Source organism: Caulobacter sp. GW821-FHT10C03 (genome assembly GCF_059415485.1).
Map to the genome: position 1 here is coordinate 76,179 of NZ_JBWKNI010000008.1, position 19,044 is coordinate 95,222.

Annotated in this window: 14 protein-coding genes; 3 read left to right on the forward strand and 11 right to left on the reverse strand. The window is 69.3% G+C overall.

Features of this window, described 5'->3' with window-relative positions; all coding sequences use genetic code 11:
- Positions 1 to 120: 120 nt before the first annotated feature.
- Both AC07NG_RS12780 and AC07NG_RS12785 read left to right on the forward strand, forming a co-directional pair.
- Positions 121 to 798, forward strand: coding sequence for a response regulator transcription factor (locus AC07NG_RS12780; protein ID WP_494594380.1), 678 nt, complete (start codon positions 121 to 123; stop codon positions 796 to 798).
- Positions 791 to 2,176, forward strand: coding sequence for a sensor histidine kinase (locus AC07NG_RS12785; protein ID WP_494594381.1), 1,386 nt, complete (start codon positions 791 to 793; stop codon positions 2,174 to 2,176). The genes AC07NG_RS12780 and AC07NG_RS12785 overlap by 8 nt, the downstream gene beginning before the upstream one ends.
- A 66-nt stretch (positions 2,177 to 2,242) precedes the next feature.
- On the opposite strand, the gene AC07NG_RS12790 is transcribed toward AC07NG_RS12785, so the two are convergent.
- From AC07NG_RS12790 to AC07NG_RS12840, 11 genes are all read right to left on the reverse strand, one after another.
- Positions 2,243 to 3,379 (reverse strand): hybrid sensor histidine kinase/response regulator, encoded by a 1,137-nt coding sequence (locus tag AC07NG_RS12790; RefSeq protein ID WP_494594382.1) that lies wholly within the window; start codon positions 3,377 to 3,379, stop codon positions 2,243 to 2,245.
- A complete protein-coding gene (locus tag AC07NG_RS12795) occupies positions 3,376 to 3,954 on the reverse strand; it encodes a chemotaxis protein CheB (protein ID WP_494594383.1) in 579 nt (192 codons plus the stop codon). The genes AC07NG_RS12790 and AC07NG_RS12795 overlap by 4 nt, the downstream gene beginning before the upstream one ends.
- Positions 3,951 to 4,775 (reverse strand): CheR family methyltransferase, encoded by an 825-nt coding sequence (locus AC07NG_RS12800; RefSeq protein ID WP_492854580.1) that lies wholly within the window; start codon positions 4,773 to 4,775, stop codon positions 3,951 to 3,953. Before AC07NG_RS12800 ends, AC07NG_RS12795 begins: the two co-directional genes overlap by 4 nt.
- A 9-nt stretch (positions 4,776 to 4,784) precedes the next feature.
- Positions 4,785 to 8,201: a response regulator gene (locus tag AC07NG_RS12805; protein WP_494594384.1), complete on the reverse strand. Its 3,417-nt coding sequence runs from the start codon at positions 8,199 to 8,201 to the stop codon at positions 4,785 to 4,787.
- 486 nt (positions 8,202 to 8,687) lie between these two features.
- Positions 8,688 to 9,545, reverse strand: a complete 858-nt coding sequence (locus AC07NG_RS12810; RefSeq protein WP_494594385.1) for an NADPH-dependent oxidoreductase — start codon at positions 9,543 to 9,545, stop codon at positions 8,688 to 8,690.
- A gap of 8 nt (positions 9,546 to 9,553) precedes the next feature.
- Positions 9,554 to 9,994: a 4Fe-4S dicluster domain-containing protein gene (locus AC07NG_RS12815; RefSeq protein ID WP_494594386.1), complete on the reverse strand. Its 441-nt coding sequence runs from the start codon at positions 9,992 to 9,994 to the stop codon at positions 9,554 to 9,556.
- Positions 9,991 to 11,583: an FAD-binding protein gene (locus AC07NG_RS12820; protein ID WP_494594387.1), complete on the reverse strand. Its 1,593-nt coding sequence runs from the start codon at positions 11,581 to 11,583 to the stop codon at positions 9,991 to 9,993. The genes AC07NG_RS12815 and AC07NG_RS12820 overlap by 4 nt, the downstream gene beginning before the upstream one ends.
- An 87-nt stretch (positions 11,584 to 11,670) precedes the next feature.
- Positions 11,671 to 13,128: an MFS transporter gene (locus AC07NG_RS12825; protein WP_494594388.1), complete on the reverse strand. Its 1,458-nt coding sequence runs from the start codon at positions 13,126 to 13,128 to the stop codon at positions 11,671 to 11,673.
- A gap of 79 nt (positions 13,129 to 13,207) precedes the next feature.
- Positions 13,208 to 14,077: a TauD/TfdA dioxygenase family protein gene (locus AC07NG_RS12830; RefSeq protein ID WP_494594389.1), complete on the reverse strand. Its 870-nt coding sequence runs from the start codon at positions 14,075 to 14,077 to the stop codon at positions 13,208 to 13,210.
- Between the two features lie 224 nt (positions 14,078 to 14,301).
- The gene (locus tag AC07NG_RS12835) at positions 14,302 to 15,663 is read right to left on the reverse strand and encodes a sigma-54-dependent transcriptional regulator (RefSeq protein ID WP_494594390.1); all 1,362 of its coding nucleotides are present in this window, start codon (positions 15,661 to 15,663) and stop codon (positions 14,302 to 14,304) included.
- Entirely contained in the window at positions 15,660 to 17,426 is a 1,767-nt protein-coding gene (locus AC07NG_RS12840) for a sensor histidine kinase (protein ID WP_494594391.1), read from the reverse strand. Before AC07NG_RS12840 ends, AC07NG_RS12835 begins: the two co-directional genes overlap by 4 nt.
- Positions 17,427 to 17,708: 282 nt before the next feature.
- Here AC07NG_RS12840 and AC07NG_RS12845 point away from each other — a divergent pair, with 282 nt between their 5' ends.
- Positions 17,709 to 19,040, forward strand: a complete 1,332-nt coding sequence (locus tag AC07NG_RS12845; RefSeq protein WP_494594392.1) for a dicarboxylate/amino acid:cation symporter — start codon at positions 17,709 to 17,711, stop codon at positions 19,038 to 19,040.
- The last annotated feature ends 4 nt before the right edge of the window (positions 19,041 to 19,044 follow it).

Here is a 19,044-nt window from a genome sequence, read left to right on the forward strand (position 1 = left end):
CCTAGGGTGGGCGAGCGGACGGTGCGCGGCCAAGCCTTATCGTTTGGCGCTGGCGTGTCGATGCGCTGGAAGCAAGGTTGGGAAAATGTATAGCGCGGCCAACATCACGGTAAGGCGGGCATGAAGGTCTTCCTGCTCGAGGACGATCCCGAGACCGCTGCGTTCATCGAGCGCGGCCTGACGGAGCGTGGCCATGTGGTGGAGGTCGAGGCCGATGGCTCGGTGGCGCTGCGGCGCCTGGCCGAGCGTGATTTCGACGTTCTGGTGCTCGATCGGATGGTGCCTGGCGTCGACGGACTGTCGGTCCTGAAGGCGATCCGCGCGCAGGGGCGGACGACGCCGGTCCTGCTCCTGACGGCCATGTCCCAGATCGCTGATCGGGTCGACGGCCTGGAGGAGGGAGCTGACGACTACCTCGTCAAGCCGTTCGCCTTCGTCGAGCTCGCCGCGCGCGTGGCGGCGCTGGGCCGTCGACCGCCGACGGGCGAGTTCGATACGGTGCTGCGCGTGGCGGACATCGAGATGAATCTGCTGCGCCGGGAGGTGCGTCGGGGCGGGCGCTTGGTCGACCTGCAGCCCCGGGAATTCACCTTGCTGGAGCAACTGATGCGCAATCCCGGCCGCATCGTCACGCGGACCATGCTGCTCGAAAAAGTCTGGAACTTCGGTTTCGATCCCAAGACCAACATCGTCGAGACCCACATGTCCCGGCTGCGCAGCAAGCTGAACGAAGGCTTCGAGCGCAGCGCCATCCGCACGGTCCGAGGCTCCGGCTACATGATGAACGACGATGCGTAGTCGAACGCCCAGGACCGTTCGCGGCCTAAGCCTCGTGGTTGCGGGGATTTCCTGCGTCCTGACGCTGGCGGTCGGGGTGGTGACGTTCAGCATGGTCCACCACGAGATCGAGCGGCAGCTCGATCATCGCATCGAACTGGAAACCCAGTCGCTCCTCGCCACCTACGAGCGGGCCGGCTTCGACGTGCTGGTGCGGGCGGTGACCGATCGTGACCGGCGTCCGGCCCGGGGCACGCTGGGTTATCTGGCGGGGCGATCCGAGGCCGGCAGCCGCATGGGCTATATCGTGCTCGACGCGTCGGGCAGGCGAAGGGCCGGAGACTTCCAGGCCGAGACGCCGCCGCCCGGCTGGAGCGAGTTCATCCGGTTCCGCCGGCCAGACGGCAGCAGCGGCGTCGCCCAGGCCATGAATGCGCCCCTGCCTGGCGGCGGCCGACTGGTCGTGGCCGCCGACCGCGCCGACCTGCTCGATATCGACCGCGCCCTGCTGCGCGTGTTCCTGATCAGCGCCGGCCTGGTGGCGGCGGTGGGCGTTCTGGCGACCTTCGGCTTCGGCGGGGTCGTGCAACGGCGTCTCAACGCGATCCACGGCGCCGCCGAAGGGATCATGGCCGGCGACATGCGGCGCCGCATGCCGGTCGACGGCTCGGGCGGCGAGTTCGACCAACTGGCCGCGGTGCTCAATCGCATGCTCGATCGCATCGAAGCCCTGATGAGCAACCTGCGCCAGGTCTCGGGCGACATCGCCCACGACATCCGCACCCCCCTGACCCGTCTGCGCGCGCGCCTTGAGGATATCGAGGCGGAGACAACCGATGGCGCCCGGAAGGCGCGTGTCGAAGGCGCTTTGAGCGAGGTCGACGACCTGCAGGGCCTGTTGTCGGGTCTTCTCGCGCTCGCGGAGATCGAAGGGCGTTCCGTGCGGGATCGTTTCGTGGCTCTGGACCTCGTCGCGCTCGTCCACGAACTGGCCGAAGCCTACGGTCCGGCTCTGGAAAAGGCCGGCATGACGCTGTCGCTCGACCTGCAGCCCGCGACCGTTCGCGGCGATCGCCCCTTGCTGTTGCAGGCGCTGTCGAACCTGATGGACAACAGCCTGTTCCACGCGGGCGCCGGGGCTCGGATCCGCATATTGACGCGAGCGACCGGCGACAGTGTCCGGGTGGTGTTCGGCGACGACGGGCCGGGCGTGCCGCCGGAAGATCGCGACAGAATCTTCAAGCGCTTCGTGCGTCTCGATCCGTCGCGCACCACGGCGGGCCACGGCCTTGGCCTGGCGACAGTGGCCGCCATCGTCTCCGCTCACGGCGGCGATATCGCCGTGACGCCTTCTGCGCGTGGGCTGCAGTTCGAGATCAACCTCGTGGCCGGCGGCTAATACGTCAGGCGACGCCCGGCCCTCGGGTCGGAACGCGTTGCTCTCTGACGCGGTGAGCCGCGCTCATCAGTCGATGGTCGGCAGCCGCACGATGAAGGTGCTGCCCAGGTGCTCGCCCGCGCTCTCGACCTCGATCGTCCCGCGATGCAGCGCCACCAGTTGCTTGACCAGGGCCAGGCCGATGCCGAGGCCGCCCTGGGCCTTGGTCAGATGGTCCTCGACCTGGGCGAAGATCTCGAAGATGCGCGACTGCATCGCCGGCGGGATGCCGACCCCGGTGTCGGTGACGCGGATCTCGACCTCGGCGTCCAGGCGTCGCGCCGTCAGCGTGATCTCGCCGCCGGGCGGGGTATATTTGGCGGCGTTGTTGAGCAGGTTGGCCACGATCTGCGCCACGCGCGTGTGGTCGGCGTCGAGCCAGATCGCCTCGTCCGGCAGGTCGGCGTCGAAGCGGTGCGAGCCGGCCTCGATGTTGTGCTGGCTGGCCTCGATCGCCGAGCGCAGCGCGTCGCCCAGTTCGATCCGCTCCTTCTTCAGCGAGATCTTGCCCTGGCTGACGCGCGAGACGTCGAGCAGGTCGTCGACCAGGTGGGAGAGGTGCGACAGCATCCGGTCCATGCGCACGCGGATGTCCCTGGCCCGTTCTGGCGGGATGTCCTTGTTGAGCAGGTGCAGGCCGCCGCCCAGGGCCGCGACCGGGTTGCGAAGCTCGTGCGCCAGCACGGCCAGGAAGTTGTCCTTGTGACGGTCGGCCCGCCGCAGGGCCTGGGCGGCCGCCTCCAGCTCGTCGCGCTGGCGTTCGATCTGCTGGCGCTGCTGGTGCAGGTCGAAGAACACGGCGGCCTTGCTGCGCAGGACGTTCGGCTCGATCGGCTTCTGGATGAAATCGACCGCCCCGGCCTCGTAGCCGCGGAAGCGGCGCTGCAGGTTGGCGGCGCCCGCCGTCAGGAAGATGATCGGGATGTGCCGGGCGCGTTCGCTGCCGCGCATGAACTCGGCCAGTTCGAAGCCGTCCATGCCGGGCATCTGCACGTCGAGCAGGGCCAGGGCCACCTCGTGCGTCAGGAGGAGCTCCAGCGCCTCCTCGCCCGATCGGGCCTTCAGGCACGTCAGGCCGTCGCGTTGGAGCAGGGCTTCCAGCGCCAGCAGGTTCTCTTCGAGGTCGTCGACCAGGAGGAAGTTGATCGGCTTTTCGGCGATCATCGCGCGGTTCCCAAACTCGACAGGTACGATGCGATCGCATCGATGGTCATGATGGCGGCTCCCGGGCTCGCTTCGAGGGCTGCGAGCGGCATGGCCCGGGAATGGGCGAAGTTCGGATCCTCGACGATCGCCGTTCCGCCCGCCTGCGTAACGGCCCGCAAGCCCGCCGCGCCGTCGTGGTTGGCGCCGGTCAGGATGACGCCGACCAGGGCCTCGCCGAAGGCGTCGGCGGCGCTCTCGAACAGCACGTCGATCGACGGCCGCGAATAGTTCACCGGCTCGTCGGTGGAGATGGCCAGGGTGCCGTCCGTCTCCACGAGGAGGTGATAGTCGGACGGCGCGAAGAAGACCGTCCCGCCGACCAGAGGCTCCTTGTCCTCGGCCTCCTTCACCGTCAGCCGGCACTTGGCCTGCAGCAGGGAGACCAGAACATTGTCGCGGTCCGGCGGCACGTGCACCACCACCAGCACCGGCAGGGCGAAGCTGGCGGGCAGGGCGGGCAGGATGGTCAGCAGCGCCTGGACGGCGCCGGCCGAGGCGCCGATCACGACGGCTTTCGGGGACGCGCTGCTCATGGCTCGCGCCTCTGGTAGATCTTCTCGCCGGGGACGAAGTCCGAGAAGCCGCCAGCATGGGCCGAGAACCGCAGGCTCTCCTTCGAGCCTAGCCCCAGGAAACCCTTGCGGGCCAGGGAGTCGTGGAACAGGCCGATGGCGCGGTCCTGCAGGGGGCGGTCGAAATAGATCATCACGTTGCGGCACGAGATCAGGTGCATCTCGGCGAAGACGGCGTCGGTGACCAGGCTGTGGTCGGAGAACACCACCCGCTCGCGCAGCGTCTTGTCGAACACGGCCCGGCCGTAGGCGGCGGTGTAGTAGTCCGAGAGCGAGGACCGCCCGCCGGACTTCTGGTGGTTCTCGGTGAACTTGCGGATGCGCTCGAGCGGATAGACCCCGGCTTCGGCGGCCGCCAGGGCCTCGGGATTGATGTCGGTCGCGTAGAACAGCGTCCGATCGTAGAGGCCTTCCTCGCGAAACAGGATGGCCAGGGAATAGACCTCCTCGCCGGTGCTGGAGCCGGCGATCCAGACCTTCAGCGAGGGATAGGTCTTGAGGTGGGGCAGCACGCTTTCCCGCAGCGCCCGGAAGTAGGACGGGTCGCGGAACATCTCGCTGACCTGGACGGTCAGATAGTCGAGCAGTCGCGGCAGCAACGATGGATCGTGCAGCACGCGGTCCTGCATCGCCGAGATGGTCGGGAACGCCAACTGGTCACGCGCCTGCACCAGGCGGCGCTTGATCGACGCCCGCGCATAGTGGCGGAAATCGTAGTGGTAGCGCTGATAAAGCGCCTCCAGCAGCAGCTGGATTTCGAGGTCGACGACGGCTTCGGGCACAGGGATCGCCTATCTCGGCATCCAGACCCGGACGAGCGAGAGCAGCTTGTCCACGTCGATGGGCTTGGCCATGTAGTCGTTGGCGCCGGCGGCGATGCAGCGTTCCTGGTCGTCTGGCATGGCCTTGGCGGTCAGCATCAGGATCGGCAGCTTGGCCCACTTCGGATCGTTGCGGATCTCGCGGGCGGCGGTCAGGCCGTCCATCACCGGCATCATCACGTCCATCAGCACCAGGTCGACGGCGCGGGCGGGATCATTGGCCGCGCGGGCCAGGGCGTCGATCGCTTCCTGGCCGTTGCGGGCGATCTCGACGATGGCGCCGCGCGGCTCCAGCACGTTGGTCAGGGAGTAGACGTTGCGGATGTCGTCCTCGACGATGAGGATCCGCCGACCTTCCAGCACGGCGTCGCGATTGCGCGCCTTCTGGATCATCTTCTGCTGCTCGGCCGGCAGCTCCGACACCACCTGGTGCAGGAACAGCGACACCTCGTCGAGCAGGCGTTCGGGCGACTTGGCGCCCTTGATGATGATCGAGCTGGAATAGCGGCGCAGCCGCTGCTCGTCGTCGGCCGACAGATCGTGGCCGGTGTAGACGATCACCGGTGGGAAGGCGCGGTCGCCGTCCTGGCTCAGGGTTTCCAGCAGGGTGAAGCCCGAGGCGTCCGGCAGCGAAAGGTCCAGCACCATGCAGTCGAAGGTCTGCTGCTTGAGCTGTTCGAGGCACTCGGCGGCGGTGCCGACGCCGACGGTCTCGACGTCGCCCGACGACAGCAGCTTGCCGACGGCGTCGCGCTGCACGGGGTCGTCCTCGACGATCAGCACCCGTCGCACCGAGCCGGCCAGCTTGGCCTCCAGCCCGCGCAGCACGTCGGCCAGGTCCTCGTGCCGGACCGGCTTGACCAGATAGCCGATGGCGCCCAGCGACAGGGCGGTCTGGGCGTGGTCGCTGGCCGAGACCACGTGGATCGGGATGTGGCGCGTGGCGTCGTCGCGCTTCAGGCGGTCCAGCACCATCAGGCCGGACTCGTCGGGCAGGCCGACGTCGAGCACCACGGCGCTGGGCTTGAAGCGCTTGGCCAGCTTCAGGGCCTCCTCGGCGGTGCCGGCCACCAGGCACTGGAAGCCGATCTCGCGCGAGAGGTCACGCACGATGCCGGCGAACACCTCGTCGTCCTCGATGACCAGCAGCACGCGGCGCGAGCCGCCCAGCTGTTCACGGTCGTCCTCCACGGTCTGAACCGGCCGCGGCGCGCGCTGAGGCGACCCGGTGGGCGCCGGCGCCTCGGCGCGAACCTGGGTCTCGCGCGGCGCGATACGGGCGGGATCGTAGGCCACGGGCAGGGTCACCGTGAAGGTGCTGCCCTTGCCGGCCTGGCTCTCCAGGCCGATCACGCCGCCCAGCAGCCGTGACAGCTCGCGCGAGATCGACAGGCCAAGACCGGTGCCGCCGTACCTGCGGCTGATCGTGCCGTCGGCCTGGCGGAAGGCTTCGAAGATGCTTTCCTGCTGCTCTCGCGCGATGCCGATGCCGGTGTCCCGAACCGCGAAGGCGAGGCTCTCGGCGGCTGGCTTGATGGCTAGGGTGACGCCGCCCTTCTCGGTGAACTTGAAGGCGTTGGACAGCAGGTTCTTGAGGATCTGTTCCAGGCGCTGGCGGTCGGTCTCGAAGGCGGCCGGGCAGGCGGGATCGATCTCGATCTCGAAGGCCAGGCGCCGCTCGTCGGCCACCGGCTGGAACAGCTGGCGAAGGTCGCTCACTAGGCGCTGCACGCTCACCGTCTCGGGCCGCACCTCGATATGGCCGGCCTCGATCTTCGAAAGGTCGAGGATGTCGTTGATCAGGGTCAGCAGGTCGTTGCCCGACGAGGCGATGGTCTGGGCGAACTTCACCTGTTCGTTCGACAGATTGCCGTCGGGGTTGTCGCTCAGCAGCTTGGACAGGATCAGCAGCGAGTTCAGCGGCGTGCGCAGTTCGTGGCTCATATTGGCCAGGAAGTCGGACTTGTACTGGCTGGCCTGTTCCAGCTCGCGCGCCTTCAGGGTGACGGCCGCGGTGCTGCGCTCCAGTTCGTCGCGCTGGGTCTCAAGCGTCTGGGCCTGTTCCTCCAGCTGGCTGTTGGTCTGTTCCAGCTCGACCTGTTGCTGCTCCAGTCGGGTCTGGGATTCCTTGAGGGCGCGGCTCTGCTCCTCCAGCTCCTCGTTGGAGACCCGCAGCTCCTCGCTCTGCACCTGCAGTTCCTCGGACTGACGCTGGGTTTCCTCCAGGGCGTTCTGCAGCTCGACGCGATAGCGGGCCGACCGCAGGGCGATGCCGATTGAGGCCGAGGCCTGGTCGAGCAGGCTCAGCACCTGGTCGCCCACCGGATGCAGGAAGCCCAGCTCGATGACGGCGTTGACCGTGTCGTCGGCATGGGTCGGGACCAGGACGAGATGGCGCGGCTTGTCGGCGCCCAGGGCCGAGCCGATGGTCATGTAGCCGTCCGGCACGTCGCGCACGATCGTCGCCCGGCCTTCGGCGGCGACCTTGCCCAGCAGGCCTTCCTTGAGGCTGAACCGCAGCGGCACGTTGGCGTCGGCGGGAATGCCTAGGGCGGCGGCGCGATAGAAGTGGCCGTTCTCGCCCTTGAACAGCGCCCCGGCCTGGAAGCCCAGATAGCCGGCCAGGAACGACAGGATGCCGTCGGACAGCTCCTCGACCGACTTGTCGCCCATCATCGCATCGGAAAGCCCGACCTGGCCCGATTGGAGCCACTCCTCGCGAGCGCGGGCGGTGGCCGCCCGCCGGACCAGGATGAACACCGCCACGGTCAGCAGCGCGCCCAGCAGGCCCGAGAGCACGCCGCTGGCCGTGGCCGTCTTGTAGGCTTCCTGCATCTCGGCGATGCGCAGCGCGCGCAGCCGGTTTTCCTCCTGCCGCATGACGTCGAGCTGGCTGCGGATGGCGTCCATCTCGGTCTTGCCGCGATCGGTGGAAACGACCGCCAGCGCCGCCTGGGCGCCCTGGCTGCGGCGCAGGGTGATGGTCTCGTCCAGTTCGGCCAGCTTGGCGTCGATGTGCTTGCGCAGCTGCCGGGTGTTGGCCTGCTGTTCGGCGTTGTCCTGCGTGAGGGACGAGACGGCCTCCAGCCGTGTGGCGGCGGCGGTCACCGCGCTCTGATACGGCTCCAGATAGCGGTCGTTCCCGGTCAGCAGGTATCCGCGCTGGCCGGTCTCGGCGTCCTGGGCGGTGGAGAGCAGTTCGTCCAACGCGATCAGCACCTTGTGGGAGTGCATGATCATCTGGTTGTTGGTCCGCAGCACCTGGATGTTGCGATAGGCGATCGTGCCGCTGATCAGGAAGAAGGCCAGCACGGTCACGAGGCCCAGGGTGGTCCACAGGTCCACGTTCGTGCGGGCGGCCTCGCGGGTGGAAGGGGTCAGCGACATGAGAAACTCGAACTGTGGGCGTGGGCCGCGCTTGTCGGGCCGGAACAGGGGAAAAGGGGCGGACAGGGGTCGATCACGTCGACGTCCACGCCAGTCGGCTGATTGTCGCCGGCCTCGAATTTGATCTGAAAATCACAAGTCCCCCGATCACGGACATCGCCGTGCAAGGTCCGTGAACGCGGATCTACGGCAAAGGTTCAACATGAAGGCGGCTTTTCGCGCTGGCGTCAGAGGATCGCCATGCAGGCCGTCGGCCGATCCGAGCCGCTGGCGAGCGCGCGGCGGCAGCCGGTTCTCGTGGCCGGATCAGCGCTTAGCCTTGAAGGCGCGCGACGAGCTCAGCTTTGGTCGCGGGGTGCGCGATCTTGCCTGTCATGTAGCGCAATGACACCCGCTCATGCTCGGGATCGTCGCTGGCCAGGCAGTCGCTCGCCAAGGTGACGACGTAGTCGCGCTGGCAATCCTGAGCGCCAGCCGCGCCAAGGATCAGCGCAACGGGAAGCCGAAGCCTTCCAAGGCTTGGCGCAGGCGTTCGCGGCCGTTCAACACCTTGGCGTTGCTGACCCGGTTGACGATCGTCGCGCTCCAGCCGGTCGGCGGCAGGCCCTGCGAGGTCTGGAAGGCGCTGAGGGTCTCGTCATAGGCTCGCACCGGCGCGTCCTGAACCGCGAGGTCGTAGGTTTCGCGATGCAGGACCGCCGCCTGCGAGAGCCTCGGCTTGATGGCGGCCGGCGCGGCGGGATCGGGATGTCCCACGACGAGGCCGAACACCGGCAGCACCAGCGGCGGCAGGCCAAGTTCGGCCGCCACTTCCTCGGGGCGATTGCGGATCGCGCCGATATAGACCGAGCCCAGGCCGAGGGACTCCAGGGCGGTCACGGCGGCCTGGGCCGCCAGCGCCGCATCGACCGCCGCCACCAGGAAGCTTTCCAGGTAGTCGAGGGCTTCCTTGCCCTGGCCGGCCTGGCGGGTGATGCGTTCGGCCCGGGCCAGGTCGGCCAGCCAGACCAGCAGCAGTGGGGCTTGCCGGATATGCGCCTGGCCGCCGGCCAGATTCGCCAGCCGCGCCTTGCGTTCCGGATCCTCGACGGCGACGACGCTCCAGAGCTGAAGGTTGGACGACGTCGCCGCCGACTGAGCGCTGGCGACCAGGGTTTCCAGCACGCCATCGGCCAGAGGATCGGGCAGATAGGCCCGCACCGACCTGTGGGCCAGAAGTCCCTCGATGGTCGGGTTGAGCAGCGCCGCGATCGAGGGAGCATCGCGTCCATAGCGAGCGCTCAGCAGCGGGTGGTCGGCCGTTTCAGCCGGCAAGGCGGCGAGCGAGGTGGCGGAAGCGGACATGGATGCTCCTAACGCGAAGGGGCGGCGGCCGTGTCCGGCGCGGCGGACACGGCGGAGGTGGCGGGTTCGGTGGGCGGGCGCCTCAGGGCGTAGCGGCGGGCAGAGATCTGGGCGCCTTCCATCAGCAGCGGCCCCAGGCGCCAGTATTCGGCCAACGGCTCCTGGTCGCCCGGCGGCGCGTCCCAGAGGTGGTCGCGGCGCATCTGGCCCAGCGCGCCCGAGGCCCTGACGACCTCCGGATCGACGATCTCGGGCGCCCCCTGGTCCGGGCCGACATAGATCGCGTCGGACGCGCAGTAGAGCTCGCACATGAAGCAGGTCTGGCACTGATCAAGGCGTGCGATCACCGGTGGTCCGCCGGTCGGCGACGGATCCAGGACGTGGGTGGGGCAGGCGCTGACGCAGGAGCCGCAGCCGTTGCACAGGTCTTCGAAGATATGGGCGATCACGCCGCGGCCTCCACGGCGTTTCGTTGCTGGCCCGGCTCGTAGCGGGTCCAGAGTTGGTCCAGTCCGCCGACCAGAAGCCGCCTGCCGCCATCGGCGGAGAGATCCTGGGCGTCGGCCCGGGCGTGCAGGCCGCGCGTCTCGTCGCGGTCGAGGGCCGCGCGGGTCGACCAGCGGGCGCTGGCCAGCAGGGCGGCGGTCTCGCGGGCGGCGACCTGGTCGAGCCCTTCGGCCCGCCGATGGTTCGCAACGGTGACCCAGGCGTCGTCGAGACGGGTCAGGGAGGCCTCCAACGTCTCGCGGCGGCGCCACAGGGCCTTGTCGTAGCTCAGCATCTCATCCTGCACGGTCTGGACGGCGGCGCGTTCGTCGACCGCCGCGACGGCGCCGGCCGGTCTCAAGCCCGCACGACCGGCTGGGGCGGCGCGCTCGCCGGCGCGCACGCCGTCGGCCTTGGCGAGCCTGGCGCCCGCGACGCCGGCGATCTGTCCAGAGGTCAGGGCCCAGGCCGAGTTGGGCGAGCCGCCGCCGCTGCTGGCCCCGACGATCAGTTCCCGCGTCGCCGTGTCGCCGGCCGCGAACAGGCCTCGCACCGTCGTTTGGCAGTCGTCATCGACGATCCGCAGGCCGCCCGTGCCGCGGATGGTGCCCTCGCCGAACAGCTTCACCTCGAAGCGCTCGTCGAACAGCCGCACGCCCTTGCGCTCGAAGGGCGCGACGGTGGCCGGCTGGATGCGGCGCAGGATCGGTCGCAGGGCAGGGGGCGCTTCGCTGAGGTCGGCGAACACCGGCCCTTCCAGCATCGCCTTGGCCAGGGCGCGGTGGTGGTCGCGATCGGCCAGGGCTGGCGGGATATCCAGCTCCTGGCCGGCCGCGTCGAAAAAGCGCGCGGCGGTGTAGGGCAGCGTCCGGGTCGAGCACCAGGCGGGCGACAGGGTGTAGATGCTGGAAAATTCCATGCCTGACAGCTCGGCGCCGGCTTCGGCCGCCATCAGGTGGCCGTCGCCGGTGTTGGTGTGGCTGCCGATCAGGCCCGAGCGGAAGGCGCAGCCGCCCGTGGCCAGGATCACCGCCCCGGCGCGGATGGTCCAGGCTCGGCGCTCCAGCCGCGCATAGCCGGCGGCTCCGGCGACCGAGCCGTCCCGATGGATGAGCAGTTCCAGCGCCGGATGGTGGTCGAGCACCCGCACGCCGCTGTCCAGCGCGTAGGCGCGCAGGGCCCGCAGGTACTCGGGGCCGCGCACGCCCGGATAATAGGTCTGGCCATCGCCGTCGCGGCCGAAGGCGTAGTAGGGCGCGAGCTGGGGCAGGGTCCGCCAGGTGACGTCCAGCACCCGCTCCATCCAGGCCTTTTCGGCCAGGCCGTAGCTGCTGGGATAGCGCTTCTCGATCGCCGCCTGGCGCTGCTTGGGATCGGGCGGGACCCACCAGTGGCCGGGGCCGGCGGTTGCGGTCACACCGCTGGTTCCCACGAAACCCTTGTCGACCAGCGTCACCGTCGCGCCTTGCTGGGCGGCCGCGATGGCCGCCCAGGCCGCCGCCATGCCGCCGCCGATGACCAGCACCTCGGTTGACAGATTCAGACCGCTCATTTGTCCCCGTAAGCCTTCATCTCGACCTCCGTTCGATGTCGGGGCCGAACCTAGGGGCTCGCCGCCGCCAGGGATAACGAGGCGTTCTCATGCCGGATATTCAGCCGGGTCATGGGTGGCCTTCGCCGTCATCGGGCGCGCGGATCGACCGCTCAGGAGGTCGCCGGCCTCTGGCGGGAGGCGACTGAACAGCGGCAGCGACAGCAGCGACAGGCTGCCCATGACGAAGAAGCTGATCGAGATGTCCTGGACCGTGAAGTTCGCGCCCTGGCGCAGCGTCAGCAGGCTTTGCAGGGTGGTGGCGGCCAGCGCCACGCCCAGGCTCTGGGCCAGTTCCTGGGTCATGCTGGCCAGCGCGCTGGCGCCGCCCAGAGACCGGTCGGGCACGTCGGCGTAACACAGCGCCGACAGGGCGGTGAACTGCAGCGAGCGCAGGAAGCCGCCGAGCAGCAGCAGGGCGAAGATCAGCGCGTGCGGGGTCGAGGTCTGGAAAAGGCCGATGCCCGCCAGCAGCAGGCCGGTCAGGGCGCCGTTGACGATCAGCACGCGGCGAAAGCCGTAGCGCCGCAGCAGCGCCGTCGCCGGCGCCTTCATCAGCAGCGCGCCCATGGCGCCGGCGAACGAGATGACGCCCGACCGCAGGGGCGACATCCCGAAGCCGACCTGCAACAGCAGCACAAGCAGGATCGGCGACGCTCCCATGGCCACCCGCCACACGCCGCCGCCGAATATGGCCACGTTCATGGGCGGGATGCGCAGCAGCGACAGGTCCAGGATTGGCGAGCGCGCCGACCGGGCGTGCCTGGCGTAGGCCGCGAGCGCCAGCACGCCCAGCGCCCCGAGGCCGGCGATCGCGCCGGGCGGCCAGCTTGGCCTTCCCACTTCGCCCAGGGCCGTCACCAAGGCCGCAACGCCGCCGCCAGCCAGGACGAAGCCCTTGAGGTCCAGACGGCCGCCGGCTTCGCCGCGCAGGTCCGGGACGACCAGCAGCGCGGCCACGAGGCCGATCAGTCCCACGGGCGCGCTGAGCAGGAAGATCCACCGCCATGAGGCCGCCTCGACGATGACGCCGCCGATCAAGGGGCCGAGTATGGGTCCCAGCACCGCTGGGACGGTCAGGATCGACATGGCCCTGACGATCTGGTCGCGCGGCGTGGCGCGCAGGATCACCACCCGCCCCACCGGCGTCATCAGTGCGCCCGCCACGCCTTGCAGCACGCGGGCGGCCAGCAATTGCGCAAGGTCGGTCGCCAGGCCGCACAGGGCCGAGGACAGGGCGAAGAGGCCCATCGCCGCGCAGAACACGTTGCGGGCGCCGAAGCGATTGGCCGTCCAGTCGCTGAGCGGGATGCAGACGGCCACGCTGAGCATGTAGGCGCTGATCGCCAGGTTCAGTCGGATCGGGCTTTCGCCCAGGGCCTTGGCCATGGTCGGCAGGGCGGTGGCGATCGCCGTCCCCTCCAGGCCCTGCATCAGCAGGCCGCAGCCGACGACGAGCGGGATCAGGACGGAGGACGCGTCGAGGCGCTCGATAGGGCGGGGCAAGAAGGATCGATCTTTGGCTGGCGAGCGCTGTAAAACCGCTTCCCCGCCCGGCGGGGAAGCGGCCTTGGTCGGCGTGGACTTAGAGGTCGGTCCAGAGCGGCTCGTCGGCGATCAGCACGCGGTCGAGCAGGCGAGGGAAGTCGCCATAGTTCCGGATGGCGATATGGACGGCGGCGCGGTTGTCCCAGAACGCCACCGAGCCGGGGCGCCACTTGAAGCGCACCTGGTATTCGGGCTTGCGGTACTGGTCGAGGATCTCGGTCAGCAGCGCGTTGCTCTCCGCGCGGTCCAGTCCGATGACCTGCGGCTTCTGGGTGAAGTTCACCCACAGGATCGAGGCGCCGGTCTCGCGGTGCTTGCGGACGATCGGGTGGGCCACGATCGGATAGTCGTGGCCGGCCGCGAGCAGGGCGTCGCGGAAGTCGTGGGTGACGTGCAGGCCTTCCAGGCGCGCCTTGGTCTCGGGTTTCAGGCCTTCATAGGCCGCGCCGGCGTCCACCCAGACGGTGTCGCCGCCGACCTCGGGCAGGTCGATCGCCCGCAGCACCGCGCCCCAGGTCGGCACCAGCCGCCAGCTGGTGTCGCTGTGATAGCCGCCCTGGACCAGTCCCGCGCCCGCCGCCTTGCGGGCCTCGAACAGCTGCAGGTCCGGCGGCTCGATCTTGTGGATCGGCTTGTTGTTGGCGTCCGAGCGCGTGGTGGGGTGGGTGTAGAGCGGGCCGAAATTGGCGGCGAAGGCGGCTTGGCTTTCGGCGTCCAGGGCATGCTGGTCGCGGAAGAAGACCACCTTGTAGCGCAGCAGCGCGGCCTTGATGAAATCGCGATCCTGGGTGCTCAGCGGGCGGCTGAGATCGACGCCCGCGATCTCGGCCCCGATCGTCGGCTCCAGGGGCGAAAGCGTGAGGCCGGCGGTTTTGACCTCGGGGCGTCGCTCAAGCGTGACCGTCATGGATGTTCCTCCGCGCGGTCACTCATCGGCCGCTTGCGGAGGCTATAACGACGGCCGCCGAATGATCATGCGAGTTTGTAAAATACCGTTGGCGATGTTCGCTAATATAGCTGAAGTCGAAGGTTTGAATGTCGCTGAAACGATCTGTCCATGAAGTCTTGGAGCGCAATTTTGAGGTGGACGTTGCTGTTCAGTCGAGCGCCTTGGGTGGAAGCCGCCATGGCTTATCCTCCCAGACGCGAAGGCTTGGTCGGACGGTAGCGGTCGATGTCGATGCCGTGGCGGCGCAGCTTGTCGTAGAAGGTCTTTCGCGGCGTCTGCAGCAGGGTCATCGCCGTGCGGGCGTCGCCGCCGCAGGCCGCCAGGGTCTCGCGGATGACCATCGCCTCGTAGCGGCCGGTGCGTTCGGCCAGGCCCTCTTCGGCGCCCTGGACGGCGCCGCCTTCGCCCAGGGCGGCCGAGGACAGCCCCAGGGCCACGCGCTCGGCGTAGTGCGCCAGTTCCCGGACGTTGCCAGGCCAGTCGTGTCCCAGCAGGTGGTCGCGGATCGTCGCCGTCAGGCGCGGCGCCGGCCGCCGCAGTCTGGCGGCGGCCTCGGCCAGGAAGTGGCCGAATAGCGCCGGCACGTCCTCGCGCCGCTCGCGCAGGGGCGGAACTACCAGGGTGACCACGTTCAGGCGGTAATAGAGGTCGGCGCGGAAGGCGCCGTCACGCACGGCCTCGGCCAGGTCGATCTTGCTCGCGGCGACGATCCGCAGGTCCAGGTGGCGCGGTTCGGACGCGCCGACGGGCCAGATCTCGCGCTCCTCGACCACCCGGAGCAGCTTGGCCTGCATGCTGGGCGAGAGGCCCTCGATCTCGTCGAGAAACAGCACCCCGCGATCGGCGCGTTCGATGCGGCCGATATTGGGGCGAAGGCCGCCGGCGCCGCCGGCCGCGCCGAACAGCTCGGTCTCGAACACCGCCTCGGGGAGCGCCGCGCAGTTGACCGCGACCATCGGCCGGGCGCGCCGCGCCCCCCCACGATGCAGGGCCTGCGCCACCAGACCCTTGCCGACGCCGGTCTCGCCCTGGATCAGCACATCGACCTCGGCCTCGGCCAGCTGGGCGATGGTGGCGCGCAGCCGCTGCATGACGGGCGTGTCGCCGAGCAGCATCGAGCCGCCGGGGTTCTGGGCGGCGGCCTCCAGGCGGCGGTTGTCCAGCACCAGCCGGCGCTTCTCCAGCGCGCGCGACAGGGCCGCCGTCAGCCGCTCCATCGGGAAGGGCTTGGAGACGAAGTCGTAGACCCCGTCCTGCAGGGCGGCCACGGCCATGGCCACGTCGCCGTGGCCGGTGATCAGCAGCACCGGGATGTCGGGATCGATCGCCTGGACGCGCTGGAACAGCGCCAGGCCGTCCATGCCAGGCATGCGCACGTCCGAAACGATGACGCCGTCGAAGTCGCGCGACACCGCCTTCAGCGCCGCCGGGGCGTTGTCGAACGCCGAGACGTCGAAGCCGCGCAGCGCCAGGCCCTGGGCGACGGCGACCCGCAACGCCTCGTCGTCGTCGACGAGCAGAATCTTGCCGGCCGGCGCGCTCATGGAACGGCCTTGCGCAGGGTCAGTATGAAGGTCGCGCCCTGGCCTGGCGCCGAGACTGCCGTCAGCTGGCCGCCGAAATCGACGGCGATGTCGTGGGCGATGACGAGGCCCAGGCCCAGGCCGCGCGGCTTGGTGGTCAGGAAGGGCGTGAAGAGGGCGCGCTCCACCTCGGGCGCCAGGCCTGGGCCGTTGTCGCCGACGGCGATCTCGACCGTGTCGGCGTCTTCCCGCACCGTGACGGTGACGACGCCGTCGGCGCGGCTGCCCACCGCCTCGAAGGCGTTCTGCAGCAGGTTGACCAGCACCTGTTCGAGCCGCACCCGTTCGCCCAGCACGCTCAGGCCCACCGTCTCGCCAAGGCGGACCAGGCGCGCCTCCTGCCGTCGCGAGCGGCTGGCGGTCAGCAGCACCGAGCCGTCGATCACCTCGGTGACCAGGGTCGGCTCGACCCGGCCGTCGGCCTTGCGCGAGAAGGCCCGCAGTTCGTCGGTGATCCGGCCGATCCGCTCGGTCATCGCCACGATCGCGGTGAAGGTGTCGCCGGCGGCGTCGGCGAGGCCTCGGCCGATCAGCAGCAGGCCGTTGTCGGCGTTGGCCCGGATCGCGGCCACCGGCTGGTTGATCTCGTGCGCCACCCCGGCGGCGATCTGGCCGAGGGACGCCAGCTTGTTGGCCTGCACCAGGTCGGCCTGTAGCGAACGGAGCCTCGTTTCGGTGCGCTGGCGCTCCTCGACCTCGTGCGACAGGGCGCGGTTGGCGTCGGTCAGTTCGTGGGTGCGTTCCTCGACCCGCCGTTCCAGCTCCAGGCGCGTCTCGCGATCGCGCAGGGCGGCCAGATGGATGCGCCGCCGCCGCACCCACAGCCAAAGCAGGGCCGCGCTCAGCAGGGTCCAGACCAGGGCGGTGATCCATCGCGCCGCCGCCGCCGCCTGCTCGGCGGGAACGGCGGTGCTCAGCAGGTGCAGCGTCCAGCCGGGGGCGATATCGGCCAGGCGGGTCTCGATCTGGCGTTCGGCGCGGGGCGTATCGGTCCGGGCCACGGCGCCGGACTTCTGGCGCAGGGGCAGGGGAGCGAAGGTCGCGCCGCCGTACTGGCCCCCCGCGCGCAGGGCGTCGCGTCGGGCCTGGGGCAGGGGATCACGGGCGAGGAAGCGCCATTCGGGCTGGCTGGTGATCAGCACCAGGCCCTGGGTGTCCACCACGAAGGCCGGCTCGCCGATGGCGCGCCAGGCGGCTTCGACGCCGTCGAATTCCAGCTTGACCACCACCACGCCCAGCGGACCGGTCGGACCATCGACACGGCGGGCCAGGTAGAGGCCGGGCTTGCGGCTGACCGTGCCCAGGGCGAACTGCTCGGCGTAGCCGCTGCGCAGGGCCTGCGCGAAATAGGGGCGAAAGCCGTAGTCGGAGCCGACGAAGCTGGTCGGCAGCCGCCAGTTGCTGGCGGCCGCGGTCACGCCGTTGGTGGCGATGACATAGACCGCCGCGGCGCGCGCCTGGACGCCCAGCGCCTCCAGCTTGCGCGACAAGGCCTCCAGCTTGGTGGGCGAGCGGCTGGCGAGGGCGGCTTCCAGGTCGGCGTCGTCGGCCAGGACCAGGGGCAGGGCCCGCTGCTTGTCGAGTTCGCTGCGCAGCACCGCCGCGTGCAGCGCCGCCGAAGCGCTCGCCCGCGCGCGCAGGGCCGTCATCGCCCGCTGCTCGACCAGGGCTCCGACCGACCAGACCAGGAGCGCGCCGATCGCCGCCGCGACCAGGGTGAACACCGCCAGTCGGGATCTCGATACAACAGGGCCTGACGCGGAGAGCGCTTCCGGTGCGATCGACTTAGGTTGTGCCATATTCCACACAATATGGATCTGAGCTGGGCGGACTATGGCACGGCATGTCACGTCGAAGCGAGCCCGTATCGGGTTATTCTTTCAGTTATTCATGGCTTTACGGATTTATCGGATCGTGGACTCCCGCCCTGACCATCCTGCGCCACTCTTGGTCCAAGCGCCCGACCTGCAAGGACGCGCGAGGAAACGAGCCCAGGAGCCCGCCAGATGATCCCGCAAGCCCCGTCCGCCGCGGCCCCGCCGCGCCCCGGTCCCTGGTACACGCATCTCTACGTCCAGGTGCTGGTCGCCATCGCCGCCGGCGCCCTGATCGGCCACTTCTGGCCTGGCTTCGGCGAGAGCCTGAAGCCGCTGGGCGACGCCTTCATCAAGCTGGTGAAGATGGTCATCGCCCCGGTGATCTTCCTCACCGTCGTCACCGGCATCGCCGGCATGCGCGACCTGGGCAAGTTCGGGCGGGTGGTGCTGAAAGCCTTCGCCTACTTCCTGACCTTCTCCACCCTGGCCCTGGTGCTGGGCATGGTGGTGGGCAACCTCGTCCATCCGGGCGCGGGCATGAACATCGATCCGGCCACGCTGCACAGCGAGAAGGTCGCCAGCTACGCCGCCAAGGCCCACGAGACGACCATCGTCGGCTTCCTCAGCAACATCATTCCCGCCACGGTCACGGGCGCCTTCGCGGATGGCGACATCCTGCAGGTGCTGTTCTTCTCGATCCTGTTCGGCGTCGCGCTGGTGCTGGTCGGCGACAAGGGCCAGCCGGTCGTCGATCTGCTGGAGTCGATCGCCCACGCCTTCTTCCGCCTGGTCGGGATCCTGATGAAGGCGGCCCCGATCGGCGCCTTCGGGGCCTTCGCCTTCACCATCGGCAAGTACGGCATCGGCTCGGTCGTGAACCTGGCCGCCCTGGTCGGGACGTTCTACGCCACCTCGATCATCTTCGTGGTGGTGATCCTGGGCGCGGTGGCCCGGTTCAACGGGTTCTCGATCCTCAAGCTGATCCGCTACCTGAAGAGCGAGCTGCTGCTGGTGCTGGGCACCAGTTCGTCTGAATCGGCCCTGCCCAGCCTGATCGACAAGCTCGAGCGCGCCGGCTGCGCCAAGCCCGTCGTCGGCCTGGTGGTCCCGACCGGCTATTCGTTCAATCTGGACGGCACCAACATCTACATGACCCTGGCGGCGCTGTTCATCGCCCAGGCCACGGGCGTGCACCTGTCGCTGGGCGATCAGCTGCTGCTGCTCTCGGTGGCCATGCTGTCGTCCAAGGGCGCGGCGGGCGTCACCGGGGCCGGGTTCATCACCCTGGCCGCCACCCTTTCGGTGGTGCCCTCGGTGCCGGTGGCCGGCATGGCCCTGATCCTCGGCGTCGACCGGTTCATGAGCGAGTGCCGGGCCCTGACCAACTTCATCGGCAACGCCGTGGCCACCATCGTTGTCAGCCGCTGGGAAAAGGCCCTCGACAAGGAGGCCCTCGACGCCGCCCTGGCCGGTCACGCCGTCCCGTCCGACGTCGAGCCGGTTCCGGCCGCGGCCGAGTAACGAT